21 protein-coding genes are annotated in these 25,426 nt (G+C 72.6%); 9 read left to right on the top strand and 12 right to left on the bottom strand.

Annotation, left to right across the window (positions count from 1 at the left end; all coding sequences use genetic code 11):
- Positions 1-40: 40 nt before the first annotated feature.
- Positions 41-1,255: a serpin family protein gene (locus ACIQUR_RS26190; protein WP_403668816.1), complete on the bottom strand. Its 1,215-nt coding sequence runs from the start codon at positions 1,253-1,255 to the stop codon at positions 41-43.
- 26 nt (positions 1,256-1,281) lie between these two features.
- Positions 1,282-2,631 (bottom strand): glycoside hydrolase family 18 protein, encoded by a 1,350-nt coding sequence (locus ACIQUR_RS26185; protein WP_403668813.1) that lies wholly within the window; start codon positions 2,629-2,631, stop codon positions 1,282-1,284.
- Between the two features lie 260 nt (positions 2,632-2,891).
- On the opposite strand from ACIQUR_RS26185, the gene ACIQUR_RS26180 reads away from it, so the two are divergent.
- The 6 genes from ACIQUR_RS26180 (at position 2,892) to ACIQUR_RS26155 (ending at position 9,972) form a co-directional block, all read left to right on the top strand.
- Positions 2,892-3,644, top strand: a complete 753-nt coding sequence (locus ACIQUR_RS26180; protein ID WP_403668811.1) for a GntR family transcriptional regulator — start codon at positions 2,892-2,894, stop codon at positions 3,642-3,644.
- Between the two features lie 226 nt (positions 3,645-3,870).
- Entirely contained in the window at positions 3,871-5,556 is a 1,686-nt protein-coding gene (locus ACIQUR_RS26175) for a purine-cytosine permease family protein (RefSeq protein WP_403668808.1), read from the top strand.
- 160 nt (positions 5,557-5,716) lie between these two features.
- Entirely contained in the window at positions 5,717-5,902 is a 186-nt protein-coding gene (locus ACIQUR_RS26170; protein ID WP_403668805.1) for an SPOR domain-containing protein, read from the top strand.
- 40 nt (positions 5,903-5,942) lie between these two features.
- Entirely contained in the window at positions 5,943-6,344 is a 402-nt protein-coding gene (locus tag ACIQUR_RS26165) for a (deoxy)nucleoside triphosphate pyrophosphohydrolase (protein WP_403668803.1), read from the top strand.
- Between the two features lie 354 nt (positions 6,345-6,698).
- A complete protein-coding gene (locus tag ACIQUR_RS26160) occupies positions 6,699-7,136 on the top strand; it encodes an ATP-binding protein (RefSeq protein WP_403668800.1) in 438 nt (145 codons plus the stop codon).
- Between the two features lie 241 nt (positions 7,137-7,377).
- Complete coding sequence (locus ACIQUR_RS26155; RefSeq protein WP_403669113.1) at positions 7,378-9,972, top strand: SpoIIE family protein phosphatase; 2,595 nt, start codon at positions 7,378-7,380, stop codon at positions 9,970-9,972.
- 109 nt (positions 9,973-10,081) lie between these two features.
- Here the strand turns inward: ACIQUR_RS26155 and ACIQUR_RS26150 are convergent, their stop codons facing one another.
- The 6 genes from ACIQUR_RS26150 to ACIQUR_RS26125 form a co-directional block, all read right to left on the bottom strand.
- Positions 10,082-10,798 carry a PspA/IM30 family protein gene (locus ACIQUR_RS26150; protein WP_403668797.1) on the bottom strand — a complete coding sequence of 239 codons (717 nt, stop codon included), beginning with the start codon at positions 10,796-10,798 and terminating at the stop codon, positions 10,082-10,084.
- A 37-nt stretch (positions 10,799-10,835) separates the two neighbouring features.
- Positions 10,836-12,887, bottom strand: coding sequence for a TPM domain-containing protein (locus tag ACIQUR_RS26145; RefSeq protein WP_403669110.1), 2,052 nt, complete (start codon positions 12,885-12,887; stop codon positions 10,836-10,838).
- Between the two features lie 114 nt (positions 12,888-13,001).
- Positions 13,002-13,328 carry a hypothetical protein gene (locus ACIQUR_RS26140; protein WP_403668794.1) on the bottom strand — a complete coding sequence of 109 codons (327 nt, stop codon included), beginning with the start codon at positions 13,326-13,328 and terminating at the stop codon, positions 13,002-13,004.
- A 94-nt stretch (positions 13,329-13,422) separates the two neighbouring features.
- A complete protein-coding gene (locus tag ACIQUR_RS26135; RefSeq protein ID WP_403668791.1) occupies positions 13,423-13,608 on the bottom strand; it encodes a DUF397 domain-containing protein in 186 nt (61 codons plus the stop codon).
- 11 nt (positions 13,609-13,619) lie between these two features.
- Entirely contained in the window at positions 13,620-13,820 is a 201-nt protein-coding gene (locus tag ACIQUR_RS26130) for a DUF397 domain-containing protein (protein ID WP_403668788.1), read from the bottom strand.
- Between the two features lie 8 nt (positions 13,821-13,828).
- Positions 13,829-14,677 (bottom strand): helix-turn-helix domain-containing protein, encoded by an 849-nt coding sequence (locus tag ACIQUR_RS26125; RefSeq protein ID WP_403668785.1) that lies wholly within the window; start codon positions 14,675-14,677, stop codon positions 13,829-13,831.
- 198 nt (positions 14,678-14,875) lie between these two features.
- Between ACIQUR_RS26125 and ACIQUR_RS26120 the strand changes: the two genes are divergently transcribed.
- The gene (locus tag ACIQUR_RS26120; RefSeq protein ID WP_403668782.1) at positions 14,876-15,316 is read left to right on the top strand and encodes an ATP-binding protein; all 441 of its coding nucleotides are present in this window, start codon (positions 14,876-14,878) and stop codon (positions 15,314-15,316) included.
- Between the two features lie 1,018 nt (positions 15,317-16,334).
- On the opposite strand, the gene ACIQUR_RS26115 is transcribed toward ACIQUR_RS26120, so the two are convergent.
- The 4 genes from ACIQUR_RS26115 to ACIQUR_RS26100 all read right to left on the bottom strand — a co-directional run bounded on the left by ACIQUR_RS26115 (position 16,335) and on the right by ACIQUR_RS26100 (position 20,246).
- On the bottom strand, positions 16,335-17,105 hold the full coding sequence (locus ACIQUR_RS26115; RefSeq protein ID WP_403668778.1) for a succinate dehydrogenase/fumarate reductase iron-sulfur subunit: 771 nt from the start codon (positions 17,103-17,105) through the stop codon (positions 16,335-16,337).
- A complete protein-coding gene (locus tag ACIQUR_RS26110) occupies positions 17,102-19,003 on the bottom strand; it encodes a fumarate reductase/succinate dehydrogenase flavoprotein subunit (RefSeq protein WP_403668775.1) in 1,902 nt (633 codons plus the stop codon). The genes ACIQUR_RS26115 and ACIQUR_RS26110 overlap by 4 nt, the downstream gene beginning before the upstream one ends.
- Before the next feature lies 1 nt (position 19,004).
- On the bottom strand, positions 19,005-19,826 hold the full coding sequence (locus tag ACIQUR_RS26105; RefSeq protein WP_403668773.1) for a hypothetical protein: 822 nt from the start codon (positions 19,824-19,826) through the stop codon (positions 19,005-19,007).
- A gap of 192 nt (positions 19,827-20,018) precedes the next feature.
- Positions 20,019-20,246 carry a hypothetical protein gene (locus ACIQUR_RS26100; RefSeq protein WP_403668770.1) on the bottom strand — a complete coding sequence of 76 codons (228 nt, stop codon included), beginning with the start codon at positions 20,244-20,246 and terminating at the stop codon, positions 20,019-20,021.
- 368 nt (positions 20,247-20,614) lie between these two features.
- Between ACIQUR_RS26100 and ACIQUR_RS26095 the strand changes: the two genes are divergently transcribed.
- Together ACIQUR_RS26095 and typA are read left to right on the top strand one after the other, a co-directional pair.
- Complete coding sequence (locus ACIQUR_RS26095) at positions 20,615-23,029, top strand: ABC transporter family substrate-binding protein (protein ID WP_403668767.1); 2,415 nt, start codon at positions 20,615-20,617, stop codon at positions 23,027-23,029.
- 364 nt (positions 23,030-23,393) lie between these two features.
- A complete protein-coding gene (typA, locus tag ACIQUR_RS26090) occupies positions 23,394-25,298 on the top strand; it encodes a translational GTPase TypA (protein WP_399944928.1) in 1,905 nt (634 codons plus the stop codon).
- Positions 25,299-25,426 lie beyond the last annotated feature (128 nt).

The raw sequence follows: 25,426 nt of genomic DNA, 5'->3' as shown, positions 1-25,426 counted from the left end.
AGCGGCCGCCCTTCCGCGTTCCCGCCCCGCTGCCCGCCTTCTAGGGCATGCGCAGGACCCCGCCGGACGGATGGGACCGCTGCGGGAACGGCAGCGGTTCCGCCACCCGGCCGGCGGCCAGGACGAGCCCGCTGGCCCGGTGCACGGCGAGGAACCCGAAGGGCCGGTCGAAGTCCACCCGGACCCGGCGGACGCGGTGCGTGGCCGGCGGCGGGCCTGACCCGGGCCGCATCGCGATCGCGGTGACCGCCGCCGCGCGGAAGCCCTCCGCGTGGAACTCGGCCCGCGCCGACTGCCGGGCCTCGCCGACCGCGAGCGGCGCCGCGCTGATCCCCGGGAAGTGGTCGCCGTCCCGGAGCGCGGTGGCCAGCCCGAACAGCGGCGCCCGCTCCGTCAGGTCGTGCTCGGCCGTGACCTCGAACGCCACGGTCCGCACCTCCAGCGAGGGCGCGGGGGAGAGCGCCGCCACGGTCCCCACCGTCACGCCCGGCCCCGGGGTCCCCTCGGGCAGCAGGTCCCCCGGCAGGGCGGGGACCACGCCCGTCGACACGTCCAGGCCCAGCGCCAGGGCCTCGCCGGCCGGGACCTCCTCGGCGGCCCGTACGAGGTGGACGTCCACCCCGGTCGCGCCGCCGACCTGGAGGACGGTGAGCGGGCCGGCCGGGGTCTGCGCGACGCCGACCCGGTCGAGGGAGGACGTCAGGCGGTACAGGCCCGCGACCGTACGGCCCGCCCAGGGCCCGTCCGCGGGCCGCTGCGGCACCGGCTCGAAGGGGTGCAGCCAGGACACGTCGAGCGCGAGCGCCGAGGCCAGCACCATCAGGGCCGCGGCCGGATCGGTCACCGGCATCTTCTCGATCAGCCCGCCGGTGCGCTCCTTGGCCCAGGTGTCCAGGGCGGCCCGGTCGGTGTCCGGTACGCCGGTGAGGGTGCCCCGGGTGCCCTCCGGCAGGCCGGCGGTCCACCGCTCGCGCAGGGGCAGGTCCGCGCGCGTCCACAGGCCCAGGGCGGTCTCCAGGCCGCCGATTCCGGCGAGGCCCTCGAACAGCTCCCGGGCCGTGGCGGCCGCCTCCCCGGCCGGTGTGCCGAGCGCGGCCGCGAGTTCGTCGCGGGCCGGTCCGCCGGCGCCGTCGGCCAGGAGGGCGAGCAGCGGCCAGAGCCCGGCCGCCGTGAAGACGGTGTTGTCCCCGGAGCCGAGCGAACGGGCCCACCGCCGGGTGAGCCCGTTCACCGTCCGTACGGTCGAGTTCCTCATGGACCGGAGTCTGGCAGGTGGTCCCGTCAGCGCGTCAGGCCCCGGTCCACGGCGGTGATCAGCTCGCCGTCGGGGGTGTCGGCGTCGAGGGACCAGAACATCGCGCCGCCCAGGCCGTGGGCGCGTACGTAGGCGGACTTGCGGCGCAGCACCTGCGGGTCGTCGTACGTCCACAGGGTGGTGCCGTCGAAGAGCCAGGCGTGGCCGCCGCGCCGGTCGCGGTACAGCTCGTACGTGCCGGAGGCGGCGAGCTTCTTGAGGGCCTTGTAGTCCTCGTAGCCCGGGGCCCAGGTGGCCGGGGCGGGGCCGGTCGCGGGCTGGCCCATGCCGTCGCCGCCGCCGGTGACGCCGGTCCAGCCCTGGCCGTAGAAGGGCATGCCCACCACGAGCTTGCGGGCGGGGGCGCCGCGCTGCAGCCAGGCGCGGACGGTGCCGTCCACGCTGAAGTCGTCGCGGGCGTGGAGGGCGGACTGCTGGGCGGTCACGGGCTCGCCCGAGACGTGGAAGTCGTAGCCCTGGAGGGTGACGAAGTCGAGGTCGCGCATGATCTTCCGGACCTCGAAGCCCGCGTCGATCTTGGCGGGGGCGGTCGGCACGAACGCGGACAGCTCGTACTTCCGCTTCACGGTCCGGCCGTAGGCGTCGAGCTGGGTGCGGAACTCGCGGACCAGGGCGGTGAAGTTCCGCTTGTCCTCGGGCCGGTACTTCGTGTCGGTGTCGCCCGCGGAGCCGGGCCACTCCCAGTCGAGGTCGATGCCGTCGAAGACGCCGGCGGCCGCGCCGGCGCCGCCGCGGGTGCCGTCCTGCGGGAGGTTGCCCTTGATGTACAGGTCGAGGCAGGAGGAGACCAGGGCCTTGCGGGAGGCGGGGGTGAGGGCGGCGTCGGAGAAGTGGGTGGACCAGCTCCAGCCGCCCAGGGAGAGCAGCACCTTCAGCCCGGGGTGCTTGGCCTTGAGCTCGCGCAGCTGGTTGAAGTTGCCGGCGAGCGGCTGGTCCCAGGTGTCGGCGACGCCGTCGACGGAGTTCGCGGCGTCCAGCGGGCGCTGGTAGTCGGCCCAGGCGTCGGCCTCGCCGGGGATGTTGCCCATGACGCACCTGCCGTCGGAACCGATGTTCCCGAAGGCGTAGTTGACGTGGGTCAGCTTGGCGGCGGTGCCGCTGGTGTCGAGGTCCTGGACCTGGAAGTCGCGTCCGTAGACGCCCCACTGGGTGAAGTAGCCGACGCGCTTGTACGCGTGCCGGGCGTGGGAGCTCGCGGTCGCGCGCTCCGCGGTGCGGTCGGCGCTGTCGTCCGCGCCGGCGGCGGGCGCGAACGCGGTGAGGAGGGAGAGGGAGCAGGCGGCTACGGCCAGCCTGGCGAGTGTGCTGCGGCGCATGGGCTTCCTTCGGACGTCCAACGCGGATACGGGAGTTGCCGGGCCGTGCACCGGGGAACGTATTGGTCTGGACCATCCTGGTCAAGGGGCGGTTGACGAAGCGACCGGAAACGCTTGATCGTTGTACTGTCGGTAAGGGCCGCTTCGCAGGTTTCCCGACCTCACCTTCATCACATTGGGTGAATCCTTGGCCCTTGCTTGCGGTCAACAACCGACGGTTGCCAGGCTGTTGCTGTCTGTCAACCTGATGGGAGTGGCCCGTGACATTCGGTGAGCAGCCGGCCTATCTGCGCGTCGCGGGGGATCTACGACGCAAGATCGTCGATGGGTCCCTGCCCCCGCACACCCGGCTGCCCTCGCAGGCCCGGATCCGCGAGGAGTACGGCGTGTCCGACACGGTCGCGCTGGAGGCGCGCAAGGTCCTCATGGCGGAGGGCCTCGTCGAGGGCCGCTCGGGCTCGGGCACGTACGTGCGGGAGCAGCCGGTGCCCAGACGCGTGGCCCGCTCCGGGTACCGCACGGGGGGCGCGTCCACCCCCTTCCGGCAGGAGCAGGCCGACAGCGGGGCACGCGGCACCTGGGAGTCCAGCAGCGAGCAGACCACCGCGCCGCCCGAGATCGCCAAGCGCCTGGGCATCGAGCCGGGAGACCGCGTGATGTGCACGCGGTACGTCTTCCGCGACGCCGGCGAGGCCATGATGCTCTCCACCTCCTGGGAGCCCCTCGCCGTCACCGGCCGCACGCCCGTGATGCTGCCCGAGGAGGGGCCGCTGGGCGGCTGCGGCGTCGTGGACCGGATGGCCGCGATCGACGTGGTCGTGGACAACGTGGTGGAGGAGGTCGGCGCCCGCCCCGGGCTCGCCGAGGAGATCCTCGCGCTCGGCGGCGTCCCGGGACACGTGGTGCTGGTCATCGGCCGTACGTACTTCGCCTCCGGGCGTGCGGTCGAGACCGCCGACGTCGTCGTCCCGGCGGACCGCTACCGCGTGGCCTACCACCTGCCGGTCCGGTAGCGGGGCGGGGCCGGGTACGGGCCGCCTACGGGCCGCCTGCGGGCCCGGTGCGGGAGCGTACGGATGGGCCGGGCAGGTGCGTACGGGCGGCCGCGGCCGGAGCGTACGGTAGCCGGACGCCGTGTCCGCGGGCGTTAACCGGGAGTTGACGTGACGTCAGGCGGCGTAACCGCCGGGCAACGGCGCCGTGCGGCGGCCCGTCACGCACCCGCCCTACCTTCCCCGCATGACGGACACGGCCACCCACACCCGGCGGCGGCAAGGACCGCGCCGCAACTACGCCCGGCTCGCCGCCGACGAGAGCCGCGAGGACTACTCGCTGCGCTACGCGCCCCACTCGTTCCGCCGCTGGTCCCCCGGCTCGGTCGCCGGCACCGCGCTCGGCGGCATCGCGTACCTCGCCGACTTCGCGATCGGCGCCTCGATCGTCTTCGCCTACGGGTTCACCAGCGGGATCGCGGCCATCCTGACCGCCGCGGTGGTCATCTTCCTCACCGGGATCCCCATCGCCCGCGCCTGCGCCCGCCACGGCCTCGACATGGACCTGGTCACCCGCGGCGCCGGCTTCGGCTACTTCGGCTCGACCCTGACCTCCCTCATCTACGCGTCCTTCACCTTCATCTTCTTCGCGCTCGAAGGCTCGATCATGGCCCAGGCGCTGCACCAGGCCACCGGGCTGCCGGTCCAGCTCGGCTACCTCGTCACCACGCTCGTCGTCATCCCGTTCGTCTTCCGCGGCATGGGCGCCCTGGCCCGCCTCCAGGCCTGGACCCAGCCCGTGTGGATCCTCGGGCTGGTGCTGCCCTTCCTGGTGCTCGCCTTCGAGGCCCCCGGCTCCTGGGCGGAGTTCACCCACTTCGGCGGCACCGAGGGCGCCGGCTCCGGCTTCTCCTGGATCGGCTTCGGCTTCGGCACCGGCATCGCCCTCTCGCTCATCGCCCAGATCGGCGAACAGGCCGACTACCTGCGCTTCATGCCGGCCAGGACCGAGAAGAACGCCCGCACCCGGCGGCTCGCCGTCCTGGCCGCCGGCCCCGGCTGGGTCGTCATCGGCGCGGCCAAGCAGATCGGCGGAGCCTTCCTGGCCTTCGTCGCCCTCGAAGCCGTCGGCAAGACCCACGCACTGGAGCCCATCGCCCCCCAGATCGAGGCGCTGCGCCCCTGGCTCGGCTCGCTCGCCCTGCCCGCCGCGGCCGTGTTCGTGATCGTCTCCCAGATCAAGATCAACGTCACCAACGCCTACAGCGGCTCGCTGTCCTGGTCGAACTTCTTCTCCCGGATCACCCACCGCCACCCGGGCCGGGTCTGGTACATCTTCCTGAACCTCGCCATCGCGCTCACGCTGATGGAACTCGACATGTTCGCCGTGCTCGGCAAGCTGCTGGGCTTCTACTCCAACGTCGGCATCGCCTGGATCGCCGCCGTGGCGGCCGACCTCGTCATCAACAAGCGGCTGGGGCTCAGCCCGCCGTACATCGAGTTCAAGCGGGCCTACCTGTACGCGGTGAATCCGGCCGGATTCGGGGCGATGGCCATCGCCTCCGTGCTGTCCATCCTCGCGTTCTTCGGACTCTTCGGCCGGTACGCCGAGGCCTTCTCCACCTTCATCGCCGCCGGGGTCGCGCTGCTGCTCTGCCCCCTGATCGCCTGGGCCACGAAGGGGAAGTTCTACCTCGCGCGCCCGAATCCGGTGAACGGCCCGGACGCCGACGTGCCCGACGTCACCGCCACCCTGGAGTGCACCGTCTGCGAGACGGCGTACGAGCTCCCCGACATCGCCGACTGCCCGGTGCAGTCGGGCGCCATCTGCTCGCTGTGCTGCTCGCTCGACGCCACCTGCGGCGACGTCTGCCGCAAGGGGAGCGCGGGGGGAGCGGTGGTGCTTCCGATGCCGTCCGTGCGCCGGATCTGACACCGCGCACGCGGCTCAGTCGTACGCATGGCCGGATGCGTACGCCTGTGAGGTATCTCTTCGTGAAAACACGTATCCGCTCCGTAAAGGTCGGGCGTAAGCTCAGGCATATGCATCATGCGGTTTCCTGGGCATGCCCGTCGGCGGAGGGTGGAGCGCGATGAACGACAGCGGTGCCGAGCTCCCGTGGCTGGTCATACGGCAGGACGACAACGGCAACCGCTACCGGGTGGGCCGCTACGCCACCCGGGCCGAGGCCCAGAAGGTCGCCGACAGCCTCGACGACCGCGGCCACAAGCAGTTGTACTGGGTCGAGCGGATCGGCCAGACGGTCACGCAGAACTGACGCACGGAACGACCCCCGACAGATCCCATAGGCTCCGCCCATGACGGTACGCGTGGTCGTGGGCGGAGCCCTTTGTCATGACGGGCGCCTGCTGGCCGCACGGCGCAGCGCCCCTCCCGAGCTGGCCGGACGCTGGGAGCTGCCGGGCGGCAAGGCCGAACCCGGCGAGACCGGGCGCGAGGCGCTCGTCCGTGAACTGCGCGAGGAGCTCGGCGTCGAGGCCGAGCCGCTGGAGCGCCTGCCGGGGGAGTGGCCCCTGAAGCCCGGGCTGGTCCTGCACGTGTGGACCGCCCGCCTGGTCTCCGGCGAGCCGCGGCCGCTGGAGGACCACGACGAGCTGCGCTGGCTCGGCCCCGACGAGCTCGACGCCGTCGACTGGCTCGACCAGGACCGCCCCGCCGTCGCGGAGGCGGGCCGCCGCCTGCGGGCCGGCCGGGTCTGACCCTTCTTCCCGGGCGCGCCGCGCCACCCGCCCCGGCGCCGCCACCCGTCCCGGCACCGCCGGCCGATCCGGCACGGCGCCCCGATCCCGCGCCGCGCCGCCCGGTCCGGCGTCACGTCCTCCCCTCCGGCGCCCCACCCTCCCCTCCGGTCACACCCGGCGCACGGCCGGGAGCGCAGGGTCGTCGCGGTGCGCCGGGCGGGGCGCGGGGGCCGGGCGCGTACGCCGTTCGTGCCACAGTGCGCCGGAGGGTGGGCCTCCGGGCGGTACGACGCCCCGGATATCGGGTATGTCGCTATTAATCCCTATCTCGTCCCTCTGAAAACCGGACTGGGGCCCCACGGGGCCCGGGAAGTGATCGGCGTGATCGAGACCGAAGGCGACCGCGCCGACCGCGCCGAGTGGGCCTTTCCCGCCGAGCCCGGCGCGGTCCGCACCGCCCGGCACGCCGTCCGCGGCGCGCTGCGGACGTGGGGTCTCGACTCCGTCGGCGACGTGACCGTCCTGCTGGTCAGCGAGCTGGTGACCAATTCCCTGCGGTACGCGTCCGGGCCGATCGGCGTCCGGCTGGTACGGCGGGATCCGGCCACCGACGCCTCCGTACCGCGGCCCGCGCTGCTCGTGGAGGTCTCCGATCCGCTTCCGGATCCGCCCCGCGAGCGGGTCGCCACACCGGACGACGAAGGGGGGCGGGGACTGCACCTGGTGGCCGTCTCCGCGCAGCGCTGGGGCACCCGGCACGGAAAGACGGGGAAAACCGTGTGGTTCGAGTTGGCGCTGCCCGGTGAGTAAAGAGGTGAAGGGACTCCGAAGATCACCGCGAGCGGGCCGGAGCAGCCACCGTGCCGACGGGGCCACGGGGGCGACCGAGACCGTGCTGTGATCGAGAACGCCGTACCGGTGATGGCCGTGGTGCTGAATACTTCGTCCATGACCGGTCCGGTTGCGGTGAGCTGGAGGGGACGGTCGCGTGAGCGAAATACCTGCGCAGGCACGAGAGACCCAGGTGCCCGGAGAACTGTGGCGCGAAAGCATGTGGCACAGCAGTCCGCCCGGCTCGATCTATGACTACATACGGGTCGCCTCGTTCTCGATCGGGCCCGACGGGCTGGTCGACCAGTGGAGCCTGCGCGCCGAGGAACTCTTCGGGCTGAGGGCCGCCGACGCGGTCGGCCGCGACCCGGTCGAGGCCTTCATGCCCGCCGAGCTGCGGGCCGGCGGTCACCGCAAGATCGCCGAGATCCTCGACGGCAAGGAGTGGACCGGCCTCGTCCCCTTCCGGATCCCGGGAGGCGACGGCGAGCACGGGGTGGCCGAGATCTACGTCATGCCCACCGAGACGGAGGACGGCGACCGGGCCGCGCTCTGTGTCGTGGTCGACGTACGGGCCCTGCGGCGCATCGAGTCCGACCTCGCCGCCTCCCAGGCGATATTCGGCCAATCTCCGTTCGGGTTCCTCCTCTTCGGTACGGACCTGACCGTCCAGCGGGCCAACCGCCGGTTCGCGACCGTCTTCGGCGGCGCCGTGGAGGACCACCGCGGCCGCACCGTCCACGACTACCTCTCCCGCCGCGAGGCCGACCGCATGACCGCGGCGCTGGAACGCGTGCTGGAGACCGGCGAGGCCGTCACCGACCTGCGCATCGTCGGCGCCGCCCCCGGCAGCCGCGAGCAACGCCACTGGTCCATCAACCTCTACCGCGTCCACGGCGGTTCCGGCCGCCCCATCGGCGTCGCCGGGCTGGGCACCGACGTCACCCGCCGCCACCTCGCCGCCCGCGAGGCCGCCGGCGTACGCCGCAACCTCGCCCTCCTCAACGAGGCCGGCTCCCGCATCGGCAACTCCCTCGACCTGGAGACCACCGCCCGCGAACTGCTCGACGTCACCGTCCCCGGCTTCTGCGACCTCGCCGCCGTCGACCTCTACCAGGGGCTGCTCCAGGGCGACGACGACGGCCCCGGCCGCGTCCCGCACGGCCACGGCCACGGCCACGGGCAGGGTCCCGGCACGCAGCGCCCGTACTCCGCCGCCACCGGCACCGCCGGCGGACGGCTCCCCTCCGCCCCCCTGCGCCGCGTCGCCTTCGCCAGCGCCGTCTCCGACGCCCCGCTGACCGGCACCGCCGCGTCCGTCGGCGAAGGGGCCGAACCCGCCGGACCGGTCGCCGTCGGCGAGATCCACCGCTACCCCGCGGCCTCGCCCGGCGCCCTCGCCCTGCGCACCGCCCGGCCCCGGCTGATCCTGGGCTCCGGCCCCGACGACCTGGTGCAGTCCACCCTCGTCGTGCCGATGGTCGCGCACGACACGGTGGTCGGACTGGCCCAGTTCTCCCGTACCAAGGGCAGCGAGCCCTTCGGCGAACGGGACCGGGCCGTCGCCGTGGAACTGGCCGCCCGCGCCGCGGTCTCCATCGACAACGCCCGTCTCTACCGCCGCGAGCACGAACGGGCTCTGATCCTCCAGCGCAGCCTGCTGCCCCCCGGCGACCCCGAGGCCGCCGGCCTGGACATCGCCTGCCGCTACCTCCCCGGCAACACCGCCACCGAGGTCGGCGGCGACTGGTTCGACGTCATCGAACTGCCCGGGCACCGCACGGCGCTCGTCGTCGGCGACGTGATGGGCCGCGGGCTGCGGGCCGCCGTCGCCATGGGCGAACTGCGCACCGCCGTACGCACCCTCGCCCTGCTGGACCTGGAACCCGCCGAAGTGCTGTCCGCGCTGGACGAGGTCGCCCGCGGCCTCGGCACGCCGGGCGGCGCGCAGGCCTCCCGCTCCCGGGACGCCGACCTGTCCGAGGTGTACCTCGCCACCTGCGTGTACGCCGTCTACGACCCCGTCACCCGGCGCTGCACCATCGCCAACGCCGGCCACATGCCGCCCGTGCTCGTCGAGAGCGGGGACGCCGGGGCACTGCTGCTGGAGGTGCCGCCCGGCATGCCGCTGGGCGTGGGCGGCGAACCCTTCGAGGAGGTCGAGGTGGAGCTTCCGGAGGGCGCCCTGCTGGCCCTCTACACCGACGGGCTGGTCGAATCCCGCGACCACACCCTGGAGGAGGGGCTGCGGGGCCTGCGCGAAGCGCTGACCGACCCCTCCCGGCCGCTGGAGGACGTCTGCGACCACGTGCTGAACAGCCTGGAGACCCGGCACGGCGAGGACGACATCGCCCTGCTGATGGCGCGGGTCCAGGGGCTGCCCGGCGACGCGGTCGGCGACTGGTCGCTGCCGCGGGAGGCCCTCTCGGTCGGCCGCGCCCGGGAGTTCGCCCGGGCGCAGCTGGTGGCGTGGGGTCTCGAAGGCCTCGCGGACACCACGGAACTGCTGGTCAGCGAGCTGGTCACCAATGCCCTGCGGTACGGCGAGGGCGAGATCCGGCTGCGGCTGCTGCTGGACCGGACGCTGGTGTGCGAGGTCTGGGACGGGGCCCTGGCGCAGCCGCGGCGGCGACGGGCGCGCGACACCGACGAGGGGGGCCGGGGGCTGCAACTGGTGGGGCTGCTCAGCACGTCCTGGGGCAGCCGGCGGACCCCGCGGGGCAAGACGGTGTGGTTCGACCTGGCCCTCCCGGGCGCCGAGGCCGCGGCCGCGGGCGAACTCTCGGCGGAGCAACTGCTGGAACTGTACGGGTGACTTCCGCTCCCAGTGCGGGGTGCGGTTCGTTGCCGGTCCCGTGCCGGGTGCGGTTGCTTGCCGGGGGTGGCTCTGACCGGACCCGGGCACGGGCACGGGACCGCCACGGTCAGGCGGCGCGGTTCTTCAGGGCCGCCAGGCGGGCCTCGATCTCCGACTGGCGGCCCAGGTCGTCCAGGGACTCGAACTGGGCGTCCAGAGAGGAGGCGGCCAGCTCCTCCTTGCCCAGCGCCCGCGCCTCCTCCCGCCGCACCTTGTCCTCGAACCGGCTGATCTCGCTCGTCGGATCCAGCACGTCGATGCTCTTCACCGCGTCCAGCATCGTGTTCTGCGCCTGCGCCGTCTTCGCCCGCGCCACCAGCTCGTCCCGCTTGGCCTGGAGCTCCGTCAGCTTCTCCTTCATCGAGTCCAGCCCGGACTTCAGCTTGTCCACGACCTCGGTCTGCGCCGCGATCGTCGGCTCCGCCGTCTTCGCCTCCTTCTCCGACTGGAGCTGCCGCCCCAGCGCGACCTTCGCCAGGTTGTCGAAGCGGTCCGCGTCCGCCGCCCCGCCCGCCGCCCGCAGCTCGTCCGCCTTGCGGCTCGCGGCCAGCGCCTTCTCGCCCCACTCGGCGGCCGCCTCCACGTCCTCCCGGTGGTCCTGCTCCATCAGCCGCAGGTTGCCGATGGTCGTGGCGACCGCCTGCTCCGCCTCCGAGATGTTGTTGCCGTAGTCCCGGATCAGCTGGTCCAGCATCTTCTGCGGGTCCTCCGCCTGGTCCAGCAGCGCGTTGATGTTCGCCTTGGCTAGCTGGGTGACGCGGCCGAGGATGGTCTGCTTGGTCATCGTGGATCGCTTTCCTCGTAGTGGTCGTACGCGTACGTCAGAAACGGCCGCCGCCGCCCATGCGCCCCCGCGTGCCCCCGCCCCCGAACGACCCCGGGCCGGGCCCGGAGCCACCGCCGAAACCGCCCCCGAAGCCACCGCCCCGGCCTCCGCCGAAGCCCCCGGACCCGCCGCGCAGGATCTCGCCGAGGATGATCCCGCCCAGTACGGCGCCCCCGCGGCCGCCCGCGCCGCCACCGCCGTACGGCGGCTGGAAGCCCCGTACGTCCCGCTCGGCCAGCTCCTGCGCCTCGCGGGCCAGCGCGTCCGCCCGCTGCGCCTCCGCCAGCGCGCCCGAGGCGTCCTGGCCGGCCAGGGCCCGGGCCCGCTCCAGGTGCCGCTGCGCCTCCGCCAGCCGGGTGCGGGCCTGGCTGCCGACGGCGCCCCGCGTGGTCGTGACGTAGTCCGTGGCCGCCCCGATCGCGCTCCGCGCGGTCAGCAGCGCCTGGTCCAGCAGGGCCCGGGCGCGCTGGTTCCCGGTCTCCCGCTCACGCGCCCCGGCCAGCGCCTCGTCCAGGGCCGCGTCCGCCTCCTCCACCCGGCGCAGCGCGTCGATCGGGTCGTACCTCCCGCCCGCCACCTCCTGCCGCACGTCCGCCAGGACCGCCTCGGCCCGGCCGATCCGGCCCCGCAGGTCCGCGGTCGACACCCCCTCGGAGGTGCCGGTCAGCAGCCCCCGCGCGTCCGCCAGGTCGGTCTCGGTCTCGGTGAGCGCGCCGTCGAGCTTCCCGGCCGCCTCGGCCAGCTCCTGTGCGCGCCGCTCGACCGCGTCGACGAGCGTGCCGGCCTGGTCCACGGCGCCCTCGGCGGCCCGCACCTGCACGGCCGCCCGCGCGTTGTCCCCGGCGTCCACGGCCTGCCGGGCCAGGCCCAGGCTCGTGGTGGCGAACAGCAGCCGGTCCTTCGCCTGTTCCGGGTTGCCCCCGATGGGCGCCGAGGCCGAGTCGGCGTACCGGCCGCGCAGCGCGGTCAGGGTGGCCTCGGCGGTGCCGGCCCGGCCGGTGAGGTCGCGGAACTGCGCCTCGACCGCCTCCAGGGCCCCCGGGGCGTTCTTCTCCAGCGCGCGCAGCCGGTCGAAGGCCGCCGACTCCGCGTCCAGCCGCCGGTTCGCCTCGGTGCAGCGGGCGATGATCTCGTCCAGCATCCGGCGGCGGGTGGCCTCGTCCTCGGGGTACGCGTCGTCGAGCTGCTGGCGCAGCCGGAAGGCGGCGGTCAGCTCGTCCTTCGCGTGCGCGAGGGCCTCGGTGAAGGGCTTGGCCGCCTCGTCGCCGAACTGCGCGGAGGCGAAGCCGAGTTCCTCGGTGCTGGTGCGGACCGCGTCGTCCGTCCCGACGAGCAGCGCCCTGGCCCGGGCGTCGAGCTCCTCCGTCTGCCGACCCGGGGCGGAGCCGCCCCAGGTGGCGGTCGTACCGGCCGGGGTGCCGGACTTCTTGCGCCGGCTGCGGGTGTACGCGTACACGCCGAGCGCACCCGCCGCGCCGACCGCCACCACCGGCAGCACGTAGTCCCCGGCACCGCTCTCGCTCCCGGACCCGGCACCGGGGTCGGGGTCGCCCGGGGTGATCGAGGGGGCGGGCACGGGCCTGCCGTCGAGCACGGCCCCGTACCCGTCGGCCGCGCCGATCGCGGCACCGGCCCAGTCGTTCTGCCGCAGCGCCGGCTCGACGGCGTCCCGGGCCACCGCGGCGAGCTGCGCCTCGGTGAACCCGGAGTCGGCATCGGCCGAATAGGCGTACTGGCGCGCCCCGGTGGCGACGGCGAGGAGCAGGTCGTTCTGGCCGAGCCCGTTGCGCTCCGCGGTGGCGTCGGCCCAGCTCTGGGGGGACCGCCCGGAGAAGTCGTCCACGTACGCCACGAACAGCTGCACCCGGTGCCCGGCGTAGAGCCGCTCCAGCGCCCCGACGACGTCCCCCCGCCGCTCCCCGAGGGCCCCGACCCGATCGGTCACCTGCCCCTGCCGGTCGAGGGAGATCGGGTCGTCGGCCCGCGCGCCGGCGGCATGCGCCACGAGCAGCACGCCGAAGGCCAGCAGAACGGCGGCGACCGCCATGGCGGCGCGCAGGGGTATCCGGTCGCTGGCACGTCTCTTCGGCGGCGTCACATTTGGGAGGGTATGAGCGCCAACGTCCCCCCGCGACCGGAGCCGCGGGGGCGCGGGTCGCTGTCAGGAGAAGACGACGGACCTGAGCTTCAGACGGTCCCCGAGCTTCTTGCCGGGGTTCATCACGTAGAAGACGTCGCCGTTGCAGTCGAAGTCGAGGAAGACCGTGGCCGTGGCGTCGGTGAGGTTCTGGGGCGCGAAGGCCGGGTCCTCCTCGGTGGCTCCGAAGAGGTTGATGCAGGTACGGCTGTCGGGGTCCGCCACCCCGGCCGGGACGCCCGGGCCGACCTTGTACAGGAAATCGCCGTTGGCGGCGCTGGCGGGGTTGGCGGCGGACAGGACGAGGGCGAGCACGCCGACTGCGGTGACGGCGGCCTGGCGAAGGCGCATGGAACGGCCCTTCGGGACGGGTACGTGGCAGTACCAAGTGATCGATGCGAAATCACTCTAGAACGGCCGAAAAAGCCGAAACGTTCCCTTCTGGTTACCTCGCCGTGTCGCCCCTCAGGGCCCGGATGAACGCCGCCCAGGCGTCGTGGCCGAAGGCCACCACGACCCCGTTGCCGTCCCCGCGCTCGGCAATGCGGCTGTGGTGGGGGCCGTGGGCGACGTAGAGGCAGGCCTCGCCCTCGCCGCAGTGGGATGACTTCCGCCAGGCGGGGTTGGGCATGACGGGCTCCTTCACGGCTTCCGGGATGACTGAAGGTCGGCGGCCCTCACGGCCTGTATGAACGCCGCCCAGGCGCCGGCACCGGCGGTCACGATAGGTCCAACTCCGTCCGCACGCTGGGCGATGCGGATGGCGGTGGTGTCCTGGGCTGCGTAGACGCATGATTCGCCCTCGCCGCAGTAGGTCGACTTCTGCCAGTGGTCATGAAGCATGCGATTCCTCAAAGAGTCTTGGTGATGGACTGGAGCAGGTCCCGCGATCTCGGCTCGTCCAGGGCGAGGGCTTCCAGTCGGTCCAGGACTCGCCGGTACTTCGCCAGCTGAGCCTCCGCGTCGAGCAGCACCACGCCGTGCGACTGGTCGAGCTGGACGGTGTCCAGCTGCGGGACGGGGCCGTGCACGTAGTAGACGGGCTGGCCTGCGCCTGGGTATCCACCGGCGGTGAAGGGGATGGCGCGAATGCTGATGTGCTGAGCCTCGCTCATTGCCAGGAGATGGGTCAGCTGCGCCTTGGCCACCTCTGGACCGCCGAACCGCATGCGAAGCGCGGCTTCGTGGATGACTGCCGTGTACGGCGGTGGTGCATCCCCGAACAGCACCTCCTGACGCTTGATGCGGAAGGAAAGGCGGTGCTCGATCTGTGATGGTGTCAGTTCGGGTACGACCTGGCGGAACACCTCCCGAGCGTGTTCCACCGTCTGAAGGAGCCCGGGGATTCCCGACGTGTGCGATGTGCGGAGGCGCGTGCCGTGGTACTCCAGTTCGGCGAGGTCGAGTAGACCTGCTGCGAGGATTTCCCGGTACTCCTCCCACCAGCCGTTCCTGCGCTCTCCTGTCATGCCGGAGAGCGCTTCGATCAGCTCCTGATCCGTGCATTCGTACCGGTGGGCCAGCTCGCGTACCCGCTCCGCGCTCACGCCGTAGCGGCCGGCTTCGATATTGCTCATGCGGGCCTGGTTGCCGCCGATGAAGGCGGCTGCCTGGGTGGCCGTCAGTCCGGCGCGCTCGCGCAGTCGACGCAGCTCGCTGCCGAGCCTTTGGCGCCTGGCCGTGGGCATGGTCGAGGGCATTAGCACTCCTGCACGAAAGCCGTCACCCACATGAATGGAGTGGGACCGCCATCCCCGTCTTCCATGGAATGCATTCCATGGAAGGCTCTAGCGTGAGCACCAGGCCTTCCACCCGGAAGCACCCCGCTCGACGGAGCGACCTGGTCACCGGGCACCACACGCATCGACACCAACACCCCTCCGTGATCGGAGACTTCCATGAGTGTCACCGTAGCCCCGTCGTGGGCCTACACCCTCCAACTTCCGCAGGATCCCCGCGCTCCGGGCCTCGCCCGGCGGATGCTCCGCTGGGTCCTCCAGGTGCACGCGATGACCGCCGTGCAGCCGACCGCCGAGCTGCTGACCTGCGAGCTGGTCACCAACGCCTACCTGCACTCCGACACCCCGTACACGCTGCGCCTGCGCGCCCTCACCCCGGACCGCCTCCGCGTGGCGGTCTGGGACAGCAACCCGCACATCCCTCCGCCCTTCACACCCGGCGGCACGGCCGACACCCCCGCGACGACCGCCGAGCACGGCCGAGGGCTGTTCCTCGTGCAGTCCTACGCGGACAACTGGGGCGCGTACCCGCTGGGCAGCGGCGGGCTGTACGGAGAACCGGGCGGGAAGTTGCTGTGGGCGGAATGCGGGTCGGCTTGACCGGCCGTCCGCTTCCACCGCACCGCCCTGTCTTCACCCCGTGCGAGCCGGTTGCCGCGTGAGGGAGAAGCGCGTAGCGATCGTGGGCGGCTTATGAAGGGGCACGGGCGGCCCGGAGGCCGCCGAGACGGGCTGGGGGCCTACGGACGCTGACGCGTCCGCCCCTTGGGGCGGGGCCGAGCCCCGGCGCCGGGACACGCACCCGGTACCGGAGTGCCTGCGTTGTCCCCCTGGGCGTCCTTCCTGGGGGTGTCCGCCGAGGTCTTTGCCTTCCGGGGCGGGTGGCCTGTCAAGGGTGGAACGAAGTGGAATCGCCGCAGGCGACGCGGAGCGCAGCGGAGCGCCCTTGACAGGCCAGCGCGCCCCGGAAACCCTCGGTCGGCGGACGCCCACAGAACGGGGCGGTACTCGAAGCCTCCGGAGGCGGGGCATCCCTCTAGGGGCACCCGGAGCCACCCCGGGCCTGTCAAAGCTGCCCCCGTCCCGCGCCCGCACCTACATGCCGGCCCGGCCTGAGGCCGTCCGCCGACCGAGGGTTTCCGGGCCGGGGCACCCTGTCAAGGGCGCTCCGCTGCGCTCCGCGTCGCTGCGCGATGGCCCTTCGGGCCACCCTTGACAGGGCACCCCGGCCCGGAAGGAAAAGCCCTCGGCGGACAGCCCCAGGAAAACGACCTGGGGGGACATCAGCCACCAACCACCCTCAGGGCCGGGACCCGGCGTCGGGGAATCGGCATCCCTGGTTCCGCGGCACGTCCCCCGGTCACCGGAGCTGCCCCGGCCCCCGCCCCAAGGGGCGGACGCGTCAGCGTCCGTAGGCCCCCAGCCCGTCTCGGCGGCCTCCGGGTCGGCTGTGCCCCTTCATAAGCCGCCGCAGATCGCTACGCGCTTCCGCCGTCGCGCGGCGGGCGGGTCCGTCTGACCTGTTGAAACGCACCACTTTTGAGACGTGGTGGCACGACCGGGGGCTGCGCGCGCCGGTGGCCCGGAGCCGTCACGGCCCCGGGCCAGCCGGCCGGAGTCACTCCGCCCGGCGGCGGATCTTGTTGCCCAGCCAGATCAGCGGGTCGTACTTGCGGTCCACCGCTCGTTCCTTGAGGGGGATCAGGGCGTTATCGGTGATCTTGATGCCCTCGGGGCACACCTCCGTGCAGCACTTCGTGATGTTGCAGTAGCCCAGGCCGTGTTCCTCCTGGGCGGTGCGCTTGCGGTCCAGGCCCTGCTCCGCGGCCGCGTCCAGCGGGTGCATGTCCAGCTCCGCCACCCGCATCAGGAAGCGGGGACCGGCGAAGGCGGTCTTGTTCTCCTCGTGGTCACGCACCACGTGGCAGGTGTCCTGGCACAGGAAGCACTCGATGCACTTGCGGAACTCCTGGGAGCGGTCCACGTCCACCTGTTGCATCCGGTACTCGCCGGCCTTCAGGCCTTCGGGCGGGACGAAGGCCGGGACCTCGCGGGCCTTGGCGTAGTTGAAGGAGACGTCCGTGACCAGGTCGCGGACGACCGGGAAGGCCCGCAGGGGGGTGACCGTGATGGTTTCGTCGCGGGTGAAGGTCGACATGCGGGTCATGCACATCAGGCGCGGCCGGCCGTTGACCTCCGCGCTGCACGAGCCGCACTTGCCCGCCTTGCAGTTCCAGCGGACGGCCAGGTCCGCCGCCTGGGTGGCCTGGAGGCGGTGGATGATGTCGAGCACCACCTCGCCGTCGTGCACCTCGACCGTGAAGTCCCGCAGGCCGCCGCCCTCCGCGTCGCCCCGCCAGACCCGGAAGCGCGCGTCGTACGTGCTCATGAGAAAAGCTCCTCTTCGGCGAGGTACTTGACCAGCTCTTCCTTCTCGAAGAGGGCGAGGAGGTCGGGGCGGATGGGGTCCGTTCGGGTGCGGATCAGTTCGATGTGGTCGGCGGCCGGGTCCGCGGGGGTGGGTGACACCGGTGTGCAGAGGAGGTTCACCGGGCGCCAGGAGCGTTCCATGGACGGGTAGTCCTCGCGGGTGTGGCCGCCGCGGCTCTCCGTGCGCTCCAGGGCGGCCCGGGCCACGCACTCGCTGACCAGCAGCATGTTGCGGAGGTCGAGGGCGAGGTGCCAGCCCGGGTTGAACTGGCGGTGCCCCTCGACGCCGGCGCGGCGGGCCCGTACCCGCAGGGCGGCCAGGCGCTCCAGGGCCTGGGCCATCTCGCCCTCCCGGCGGATGATGCCGACCAGGTCGTTCATCGTCTGCTGGAGTTCCTGGTGGAGGGTGTACGGGTTCTCCGCGCCCTCCTCCGCGTGGAACGGGGCGAGGGCTTCCGTCGCGGCCGCGTCGATCTGGTCCTGGGCGACCTCGGGGCGGGCGGCGAGCCCGGACGCGTACTCGGCGGCGTGCAGGCCGGCCCGGCGGCCGAAGACCAGGAGGTCGGAGAGGGAGTTGCCGCCGAGGCGGTTGGAGCCGTGCATGCCGCCCGCGACCTCGCCCGCGGCGAAGAGCCCCGGCACGCCGACCGTGGCGGCGGTGTCCGAGTCGACCGCGATGCCGCCCATCACGTAGTGGCAGGTCGGGCCGACCTCCATCGCCTCGGCCGTGATGTCGACGTCCGCCAGCTCCTTGAACTGGTGGTACATCGAGGGGAGCCGGCGTTTGATCTTCTCGGCGGGCATGCGGGTCGAGACGTCCAGGAAGACGCCGCCGTGCGGGGAGCCGCGGCCCGCCTTGACCTCGGAGTTGATGGCGCGGGCGACCTCGTCGCGGGGGAGCAGCTCGGGCGGGCGCCGGTTGTTGTCCGGGTCCTCGTACCAGCGGTCGCCCTCCTCCTCCGTCTCCGCGTACTTCTCCTTGAAGACGTCGGGGACGTAGTCGAACATGAAGCGCCTGCCCTCGCTGTTGCGCAGCACGCCGCCGTCGCCGCGGACGGATTCGGTGACGAGGATGCCCTTGACCGAGGGGGGCCAGACCATGCCCGTCGGGTGGAACTGGACGAACTCCATGTTCAGGAGGGGCGCGCCGGCGAGCAGGGCCAGGGCGTGGCCGTCGCCGGTGTACTCCCAGGAGTTCGAGGTGGTCTTGAAGGACTTGCCGATGCCGCCGGTGGCCAGCACGACCGCGGGGGCCTCCAGGACCGTGAAGCGGCCGGACTCGCGTTCGTAGCAGAAGACTCCGGAGACCTTGTCTCCGTCCTTGAGGACGCGGGTGACCGTGTACTCCTGGAAGACCTTGAGGCCCGACTCGTAGTCCCCGGTCTGCTCGTGGTCCTGCTGCTGGAGGGAGACGATCTTCTGCTGGAGGGTGCGGATCAGCTCCAGGCCGGTGCGGTCGCCGACGTGCGCGAGGCGGGGGTACTCGTGGCCGCCGAAGTTGCGCTGGGAGATCTTCCCGTCGGGCGTGCGGTCGAAGAGCGCGCCCCAGGTCTCCAGCTCCCAGACCCGGTCGGGGGCCTCCTTGGCGTGCAGCTCGGCCATCCGCCACTGGTTGAGGAACTTGCCGCCGCGCATGGTGTCGCGGAAGTGCACCTGCCAGTTGTCGTGTTCGTTGACGTTGGCCATGGAGGCGGCGATGCCGCCCTCGGCCATCACGGTGTGGGCCTTGCCGAAGAGGGACTTGCAGATCACCGCGGTACGGGCGCCCCGCTCCCGCGCCTCGATGGCGGCCCGCAGCCCGGCGCCTCCCGCGCCGACCACGACCACGTCCCACTGCTGCCGGTCGACTTGCGTCATGTCAGAAGATCCTCGGGTCGGTGAAGGCGCCGGTGGCGAGCAGGTACACGTAGAGGTCGCAGAGCGCCACGCTGATCAGTGAGGCCCAGGCGAGGAGCATGTGGCGGGCGTTGAGCCTGCCCACGAAGCCCCACAGGCGGTAGCGGACGGGGTGCTGGGAGAAGTGCTTGAGGCGGCCGCCGATGATGTGCCGGCAGGAGTGGCACGACAGGGTGTAGGCCCAGATCAGCACGGTGTTGACGAGGAAGACGAGGGTGCCCAGGCCCATGTGGCCCCACTCGTAGTCCTCGTTCCGGAAGGTCAGCAGCGCGTCGTACGTGAGGATCGCGGCGACCGGCAGCGCCGCGTAGAAGAAGTAGCGGTGCAGGTTCTGCAGGACGAGCGGGAAGCGGGTCTCGCCGGTGTACTTCGCGTGCGGTTCGGCGACGGCGCAGGCGGGCGGCGAGGCCCAGAAGCCGCGGTAGTACGCCTTGCGGTAGTAGTAGCAGGTCAGCCGGAAGCCGAGCGGGAAGACCAGGATCAGCAGCGCGGGGGACAGGCCCCACCAGCTTCCGAACAGGGCCCAGTTGGGGCCGCCCTGCATGGGGACGCAGTTCTCCGCGAGGCAGGGCGAGTAGAACGGCGAGACGTAGGGCGCGGCGTAGTAGTCCGCGTTGGCGAAGGCCCGCCAGGTCGAGTAGACGATGAAGGCGAGCAGCCCCGCCGCGGTGGCGGCGGGGGCCAGCCACCAGCGGTCGGTGCGCAGGTGCCGGGCGGGGATCTCGGCCCGGGAGGCGTCGTGGACGCCGGTCAGCCGGGCGGGTGGTTCTGTTCCTGTGGCCAAGGGGGACTCCGGGTGGAGTGGACGAGGGGTGTGGGGCCTGGGCGGCCCCGCGGCCGGGGCCGGCCGGGCGGGGCGGTGCCGGGGAGGCGAACCGGAACGCGGCGGTACGGGACCCCGGTGATGCGGGGAGCGGCAATGCCGAGCGCGGCCCCGCCGGGCGGCAGGGCCGTGGTCGGGGCGGAGGCTGCGCCGCTACGGCGCGCGACGGTCGCGGGCGCCGAGGCCCTCGTCGTCCGTGTCCGTCCACATTGCGCTGTCGTACGGGGTGTCCGGGATGCTGACCATCCCCTGGCCCGGGGGCGTGGGGGACGAGGAGCCGGCCGGGGACTGGCGTGCGGCCTTCTGCTCCAGCTGCTCGACCTTGCGGGTCAGCTCGTCCAGGTTGCGCCGTACGGCGTTCAAATCGTCCTGCAGGGACATGACTTGCCCTCACTTCCGCAGGTTGCGGTGGCAACGCTCATGTGCGCCTGCGAGTGTCGCGCCTCCCGTCCCCGGTTGTGAAGGGATGTGCCGGGATTGCGGGCGCGCAGGCGCGATGTGTGCGCCCCTCCTCCCCCCATTCTCATCCCTCGCAGGAGGGAACGCCCCGTCTTCTCCGCTACCGCCGGGGGTGGGAGGCGGCAAGCCTCGTTGGGCCGTGCGGGTGGGGTTGGCGGCGTGGCGCGGCGCGGGTGAGGGGGGAGCGGCGGGCGGTCGATTTCAGTGGGTTCGTCACCGGTGTGATCAGCTCCTTATACCGCCATACCGCCATACGTGATCGAGAACGGCCGCCCCCGGAGGTACCACCCATGTCCCAGAGAAGGCGCAGATCGTTGGCGCTCCTGACCTCGGGCGTGCTCGCGCTGCCCTTCCTCGCGGGGTGCGGTTCGCCCGACGACGACAGCGGCCGGGCCGCCGGCCAGGACATCGGCGCCGCCGCCCGGCCCGTGGTGGCCGACGGGGGAGTGATGCGCTGGGCCGTCGACGCGCTGCCCGACACCCTGAACGCATTCCAGGCCGACGCGGACGCCACCACCACCCGGATCGCGGGGGCGGTGCTTCCGGCGCTGTTCACCCTGAACGCGCAGGGCCGGCCGGTGGCCAATCCCGACTACCTGGAGAAGGCGGAGGTCGTCGAGCGCGAGCCGAAGCAGGTCGTCCTCTACAAGCTCAACCAGCAGGCGGTGTGGAGCGACGGCCGCGAGATCGGGGCCCCCGACTTCGTCGCCCAGTGGCGCGCGCTGAACGGCCGGGACTCGGCGTACTGGACGGCCCGCAACGCCGGCTACGAGCGCATCGAGAAGATCGAGCGCGGCGGGGACGACCTGGAGGTCAAGGTCACCTTCGCCAAGCCGTACGCCGACTGGCGGTCGCTGTTCACCCCGCTCTACCCCAAGCAGGTCACCGGCACCCCCGAGGCCTTCAACGAGGGGGCGCGGGGCACGCTCAAGGTCACCGCGGGCCCGTTCGCCCTCGGGGCGGTCGACAAGAAGAACGCCACGGTCGCCCTGTCGCGCAACCCGCGCTGGTGGGGTCAGCCGGCCAAGCTCGACACCCTGGTGCTGGCCGCGGTGGCGCGGGCCGACCGGCCGGCGGCGCTGGCGGCCGGGAAGCTCGACATCGCCGAGGTCGACCGGGCGGGCGCCGAGCGGATCGCGCTGGCGCTGCGGGACGCGAAGCGGGGCGCGGGTGCGGCCGGGAAGCCGGCGCACGGGCCCGGCGCCGCCGTCACCGCCGCGCAGGCGCTGAGGTCCTGGGCGGTCGCCAACGGCTCCGCCGAGGAGCTGGCCGAGGACGAGAAGGCCGCCCGCAAGCGGAACGCCGACGCGGTGGCCACGTACGCCGCGGAGCAGAAGGCGCTGGGCGGCTTCCGGGTGCGCAAGTCGCTGGAGCCCGCGTACACCCAGCTCGCGCTGAACGGCGCGAGCGGCCCCCTCGCCGACGAGCGGGTGCGCCGCGCCATCGCCCGGGTGCTGGACCGGCAGGCGCTGGCCGAGGCGGTGCTCAAGCCGCTGGGGCTGCCCGCCCGGCCGGTCGGCAGCCACCTGGCCCTGGCCGGGCAGCGCGCGTACGCCGACAACAGCGGCGCCCTCGGCGGCCGGGACACCCGTGCCGCCCAGGCCCTGCTCGCGGACGCCGGCTGGCGCAAGGGCGCGCCGCTCGGGGACGCCGCGGCGGGCGCCCGGGCGGGTGGCGAGGCCGCGCGGCCGGCCGCGGACGACTCCAAGACGGTCCGGCCGGCGGGCGACGGGACGGGCAACGACGGCCTGTACATCGTGGGCCAGGAGGACGAGAAGAACCCGGGCCGCCGGCCGGTCGCCGACCGGGGCCGGTACGCCGGGGACGGCGCGTACGCCGCGGCCGCGGACGGCGAGGTCGTGGACGCGGACACCGCGTCCGTGCGGCGCGGAGGCGCGGCCCTGCTGGCCCCGGCTCCGCTGGCCGCCCTCCAGGAGGCCTCGCTGGTCGACCAGGCGGAGGCGCTGGCCGCGCCGGGCGCCCGCGACGACGGCAAGAAGCGCGCCGACGAGGACGCGGAGGAGGCCGACGCGAAGGAGGCCGACGCGAAGGAGGGCGACGGGCGGGAGCCGGCGGCGGGCGTCCCGGCCAAGGGCACCCCGGCCCCGGCGCGGCAGGTCCGCACCTCCGGCTCGCTGCTGGCCAAGGACGGCAAGACGCTCAGCCTGCGGTTCGTGCTGCCCTCGGGTCCTGGCTCGGAGGCGCTGCGCACGGTCGGCGAGCGGATCGCGCAGATGCTGCGGGGCATCGGGGTGAGCACCGAGCTGACCAAGGTGCCGGACGAGAGCTTCTTCAAGGACCACATCGCCTCGGGCCAGTACGACCTCGCCCTGTACTCGTGGCCCGCGACGGCCTACCCGGCCACCGACGCCCGGCCGATCTTCGCCAAGCCGGAGCCGGCGGCGGACGGCTCGCTGCTGGTCGAACAGAACTACACCCGGGTCGGCACCGACCACATCGACCAGCTGTTCGATCAGGCGCTCGGTGAGCTGAACGAGGACGAGTCCCGGGAGCTGATGAAGAAGGCGGACGCCCGCATCTGGGCCGCCGCCGGCTCCATCCCCCTCTACCAGCGGCCCGAGCTGGTGGCGGTCAAGCCGGGTGTCAGCAACGCCGGCGCCTTCGGCCTCGGCACCCCCCGCTACCAGGACATCGGCTGGAAGAAGGCGGGCGCCGGCGGCCCCGGGGGCGCCGGGAAGAACTGAGGAAGAAGATCTGCAGAACGTGTGAAGGCATCCGGGCGCAAGCTCAGATGTGGCTCAAGTGCCTTGCCCGCCGGTCCCGCCGGCGGGCAAGGTCGGTCGCACCCGTTGACCCGCCCCGGGACCTCCCGGGATCCCCTCCGGGGCCGCACCCTCCCCACCTCCGGGACGGCCCCGGGCGCACCGCAGCACCGCAGCAGCACCGCCCCCTGAAGCTCAGCCCTCCGGCCCCTTGACAGGCCCCCGGCATGCGCTCCCCGCCACGCGACGTACCATGGGGTAAGGCCGTGGCAGGTTTTCCGCCCGGCGGGCTCGCGTACCGGACCGTACGCGACGCCATCCACGATCCCGGGAGAAGCGCCGCAGTATGCCCACGCGCCACGACATCCGTAACGTAGCCATCGTCGCCCACGTCGACCACGGCAAGACGACCATCGTCGACGCCATGCTCAAGCAGGCTGGCGCCTTCGCCGCCCACCAGCAGCTCGACGACCGCATGATGGACTCGAACGACCTGGAGCGTGAGAAGGGCATCACGATCCTCGCCAAGAACACGGCGGTGAAGTACCACCCCAAGGACGGCGGGGCCCCGATCACGATCAACATCATCGACACCCCCGGCCACGCCGACTTCGGTGGCGAGGTCGAGCGCGGTCTGTCGATGGTCGACGCCGTCGTCCTGCTGGTGGACGCCTCCGAGGGTCCGCTGCCGCAGACCCGCTTCGTGCTGCGCAAGGCGCTGCAGGCCCGGATGCCCGTCATCCTCTGCATCAACAAGACGGACCGCCCGGACTCCCGGATCGACGAGGTCGTCAACGAGACGTACGACCTGTTCCTGGACCTGGACGCCGACGAGGACCAGATCGAGTTCCCGATCGTCTACGCCTGCGGCCGCGACGGCATCGCCTCGCTGACCAAGCCGGAGGACGGCACGGTCCCGGCGGACTCCACCAACCTGGAGCCCTTCTTCTCCACGATCCTGGAGCACGTCCCGGCCCCGACGTACGAGGAGGACGCGCCGCTCCAGGCCCACGTCACCAACCTCGACGCCGACAACTTCCTCGGCCGTATCGCGCTGCTCCGCGTCGAGCAGGGCGAGCTGCGCAAGGGCCAGACGGTCGCGTGGATCAAGCGTGACGGCTCGATCTCGAACGTCCGCATCACCGAGCTGATGATGACCGAGGCGCTCACCCGCAAGCCGGCCGAGGTCGCCGGCCCCGGTGACATCTGCGCCGTCGCCGGTATTCCCGAGATCATGATCGGTGAGACGCTGGCCGACCCGGAGAACCCGGTCGCCCTCCCGCTGATCACGGTCGACGAGCCCGCGATCTCCATGGTCATCGGCACCAACACCTCCCCGCTGGTCGGCCGCGGCGGCACCGGCAAGGGCGCGGACGCCAAGTCCGCGGTCAAGGACCGCAAGGTCACCGCCCGCCAGGTCAAGGACCGCCTGGACCGCGAGCTGATCGGCAACGTCTCGCTCCGCGTCCTCGACACCGAGCGTCCGGACGCCTGGGAGGTGCAGGGCCGCGGCGAGCTGGCGCTGGCCATCCTGGTCGAGCAGATGCGCCGTGAGGGCTTCGAGCTGACCATCGGCAAGCCGCAGGTCGTCACCAAGGACGTCGACGGCAAGGTCCACGAGCCGGTCGAGCGCATGACCATCGACGTCCCCGAGGAGCACATGGGTGCCGTCACCCAGCTCATGGGCGTCCGCAAGGGCCGCATGGACAACATGTCGAACCACGGCTCCGGCTGGGTCCGCATGGAGTTCGTCGTCCCGTCCCGCGGCCTCATCGGCTTCCGTACGGAGTTCCTGACGCAGACCCGCGGCACCGGCATCGCGCACTCGATCCACGAGGGCCACGAGCCCTGGTTCGGTCCGCTGCAGACCCGCAACAACGGCTCCCTGGTCGCCGACCGCGCCGGTGCGGTCACCGCCTTCGCGATGACCAACCTCCAGGAGCGCGGCGTGCTGTTCACCGACCCCGGCACCGAGGTGTACGAGGGCATGATCGTCGGCGAGAACTCCCGCTCCGACGACATGGACGTGAACATCACCAAGGAGAAGAAGCTCACCAACATGCGCTCCTCCTCCGCCGACTCCTTCGAGGCGATCGTCCCGCCGCGGAAGCTCTCCCTGGAGCAGTCCCTGGAGTTCTGCCGCGACGACGAGTGCGTCGAGGTGACCCCGGAGGCCGTGCGCATCCGCAAGGTCGTGCTGGACCAGAAGGAGCGCTCGCGTACCGCTTCGCGCGCCAAGGCCGCCAAGTAGTCTGAGTCACAGCAGCCGTTACAGCCCGGCCCCCCACGCATCGCGTGGGGGGCCGGGCTGTTCGCGTTTGTCAAACGGATTGTTGCACTCCAGTGTCCGGATTCCGGTCGTCACACTCCGGAACGTGC

This window comes from Streptomyces sp. NPDC101132 (assembly GCF_044759225.1).
Classification (GTDB): domain Bacteria; phylum Actinomycetota; class Actinomycetes; order Streptomycetales; family Streptomycetaceae; genus Streptomyces.
This window is presented reverse-complemented; position numbering and strand designations above follow the sequence as displayed.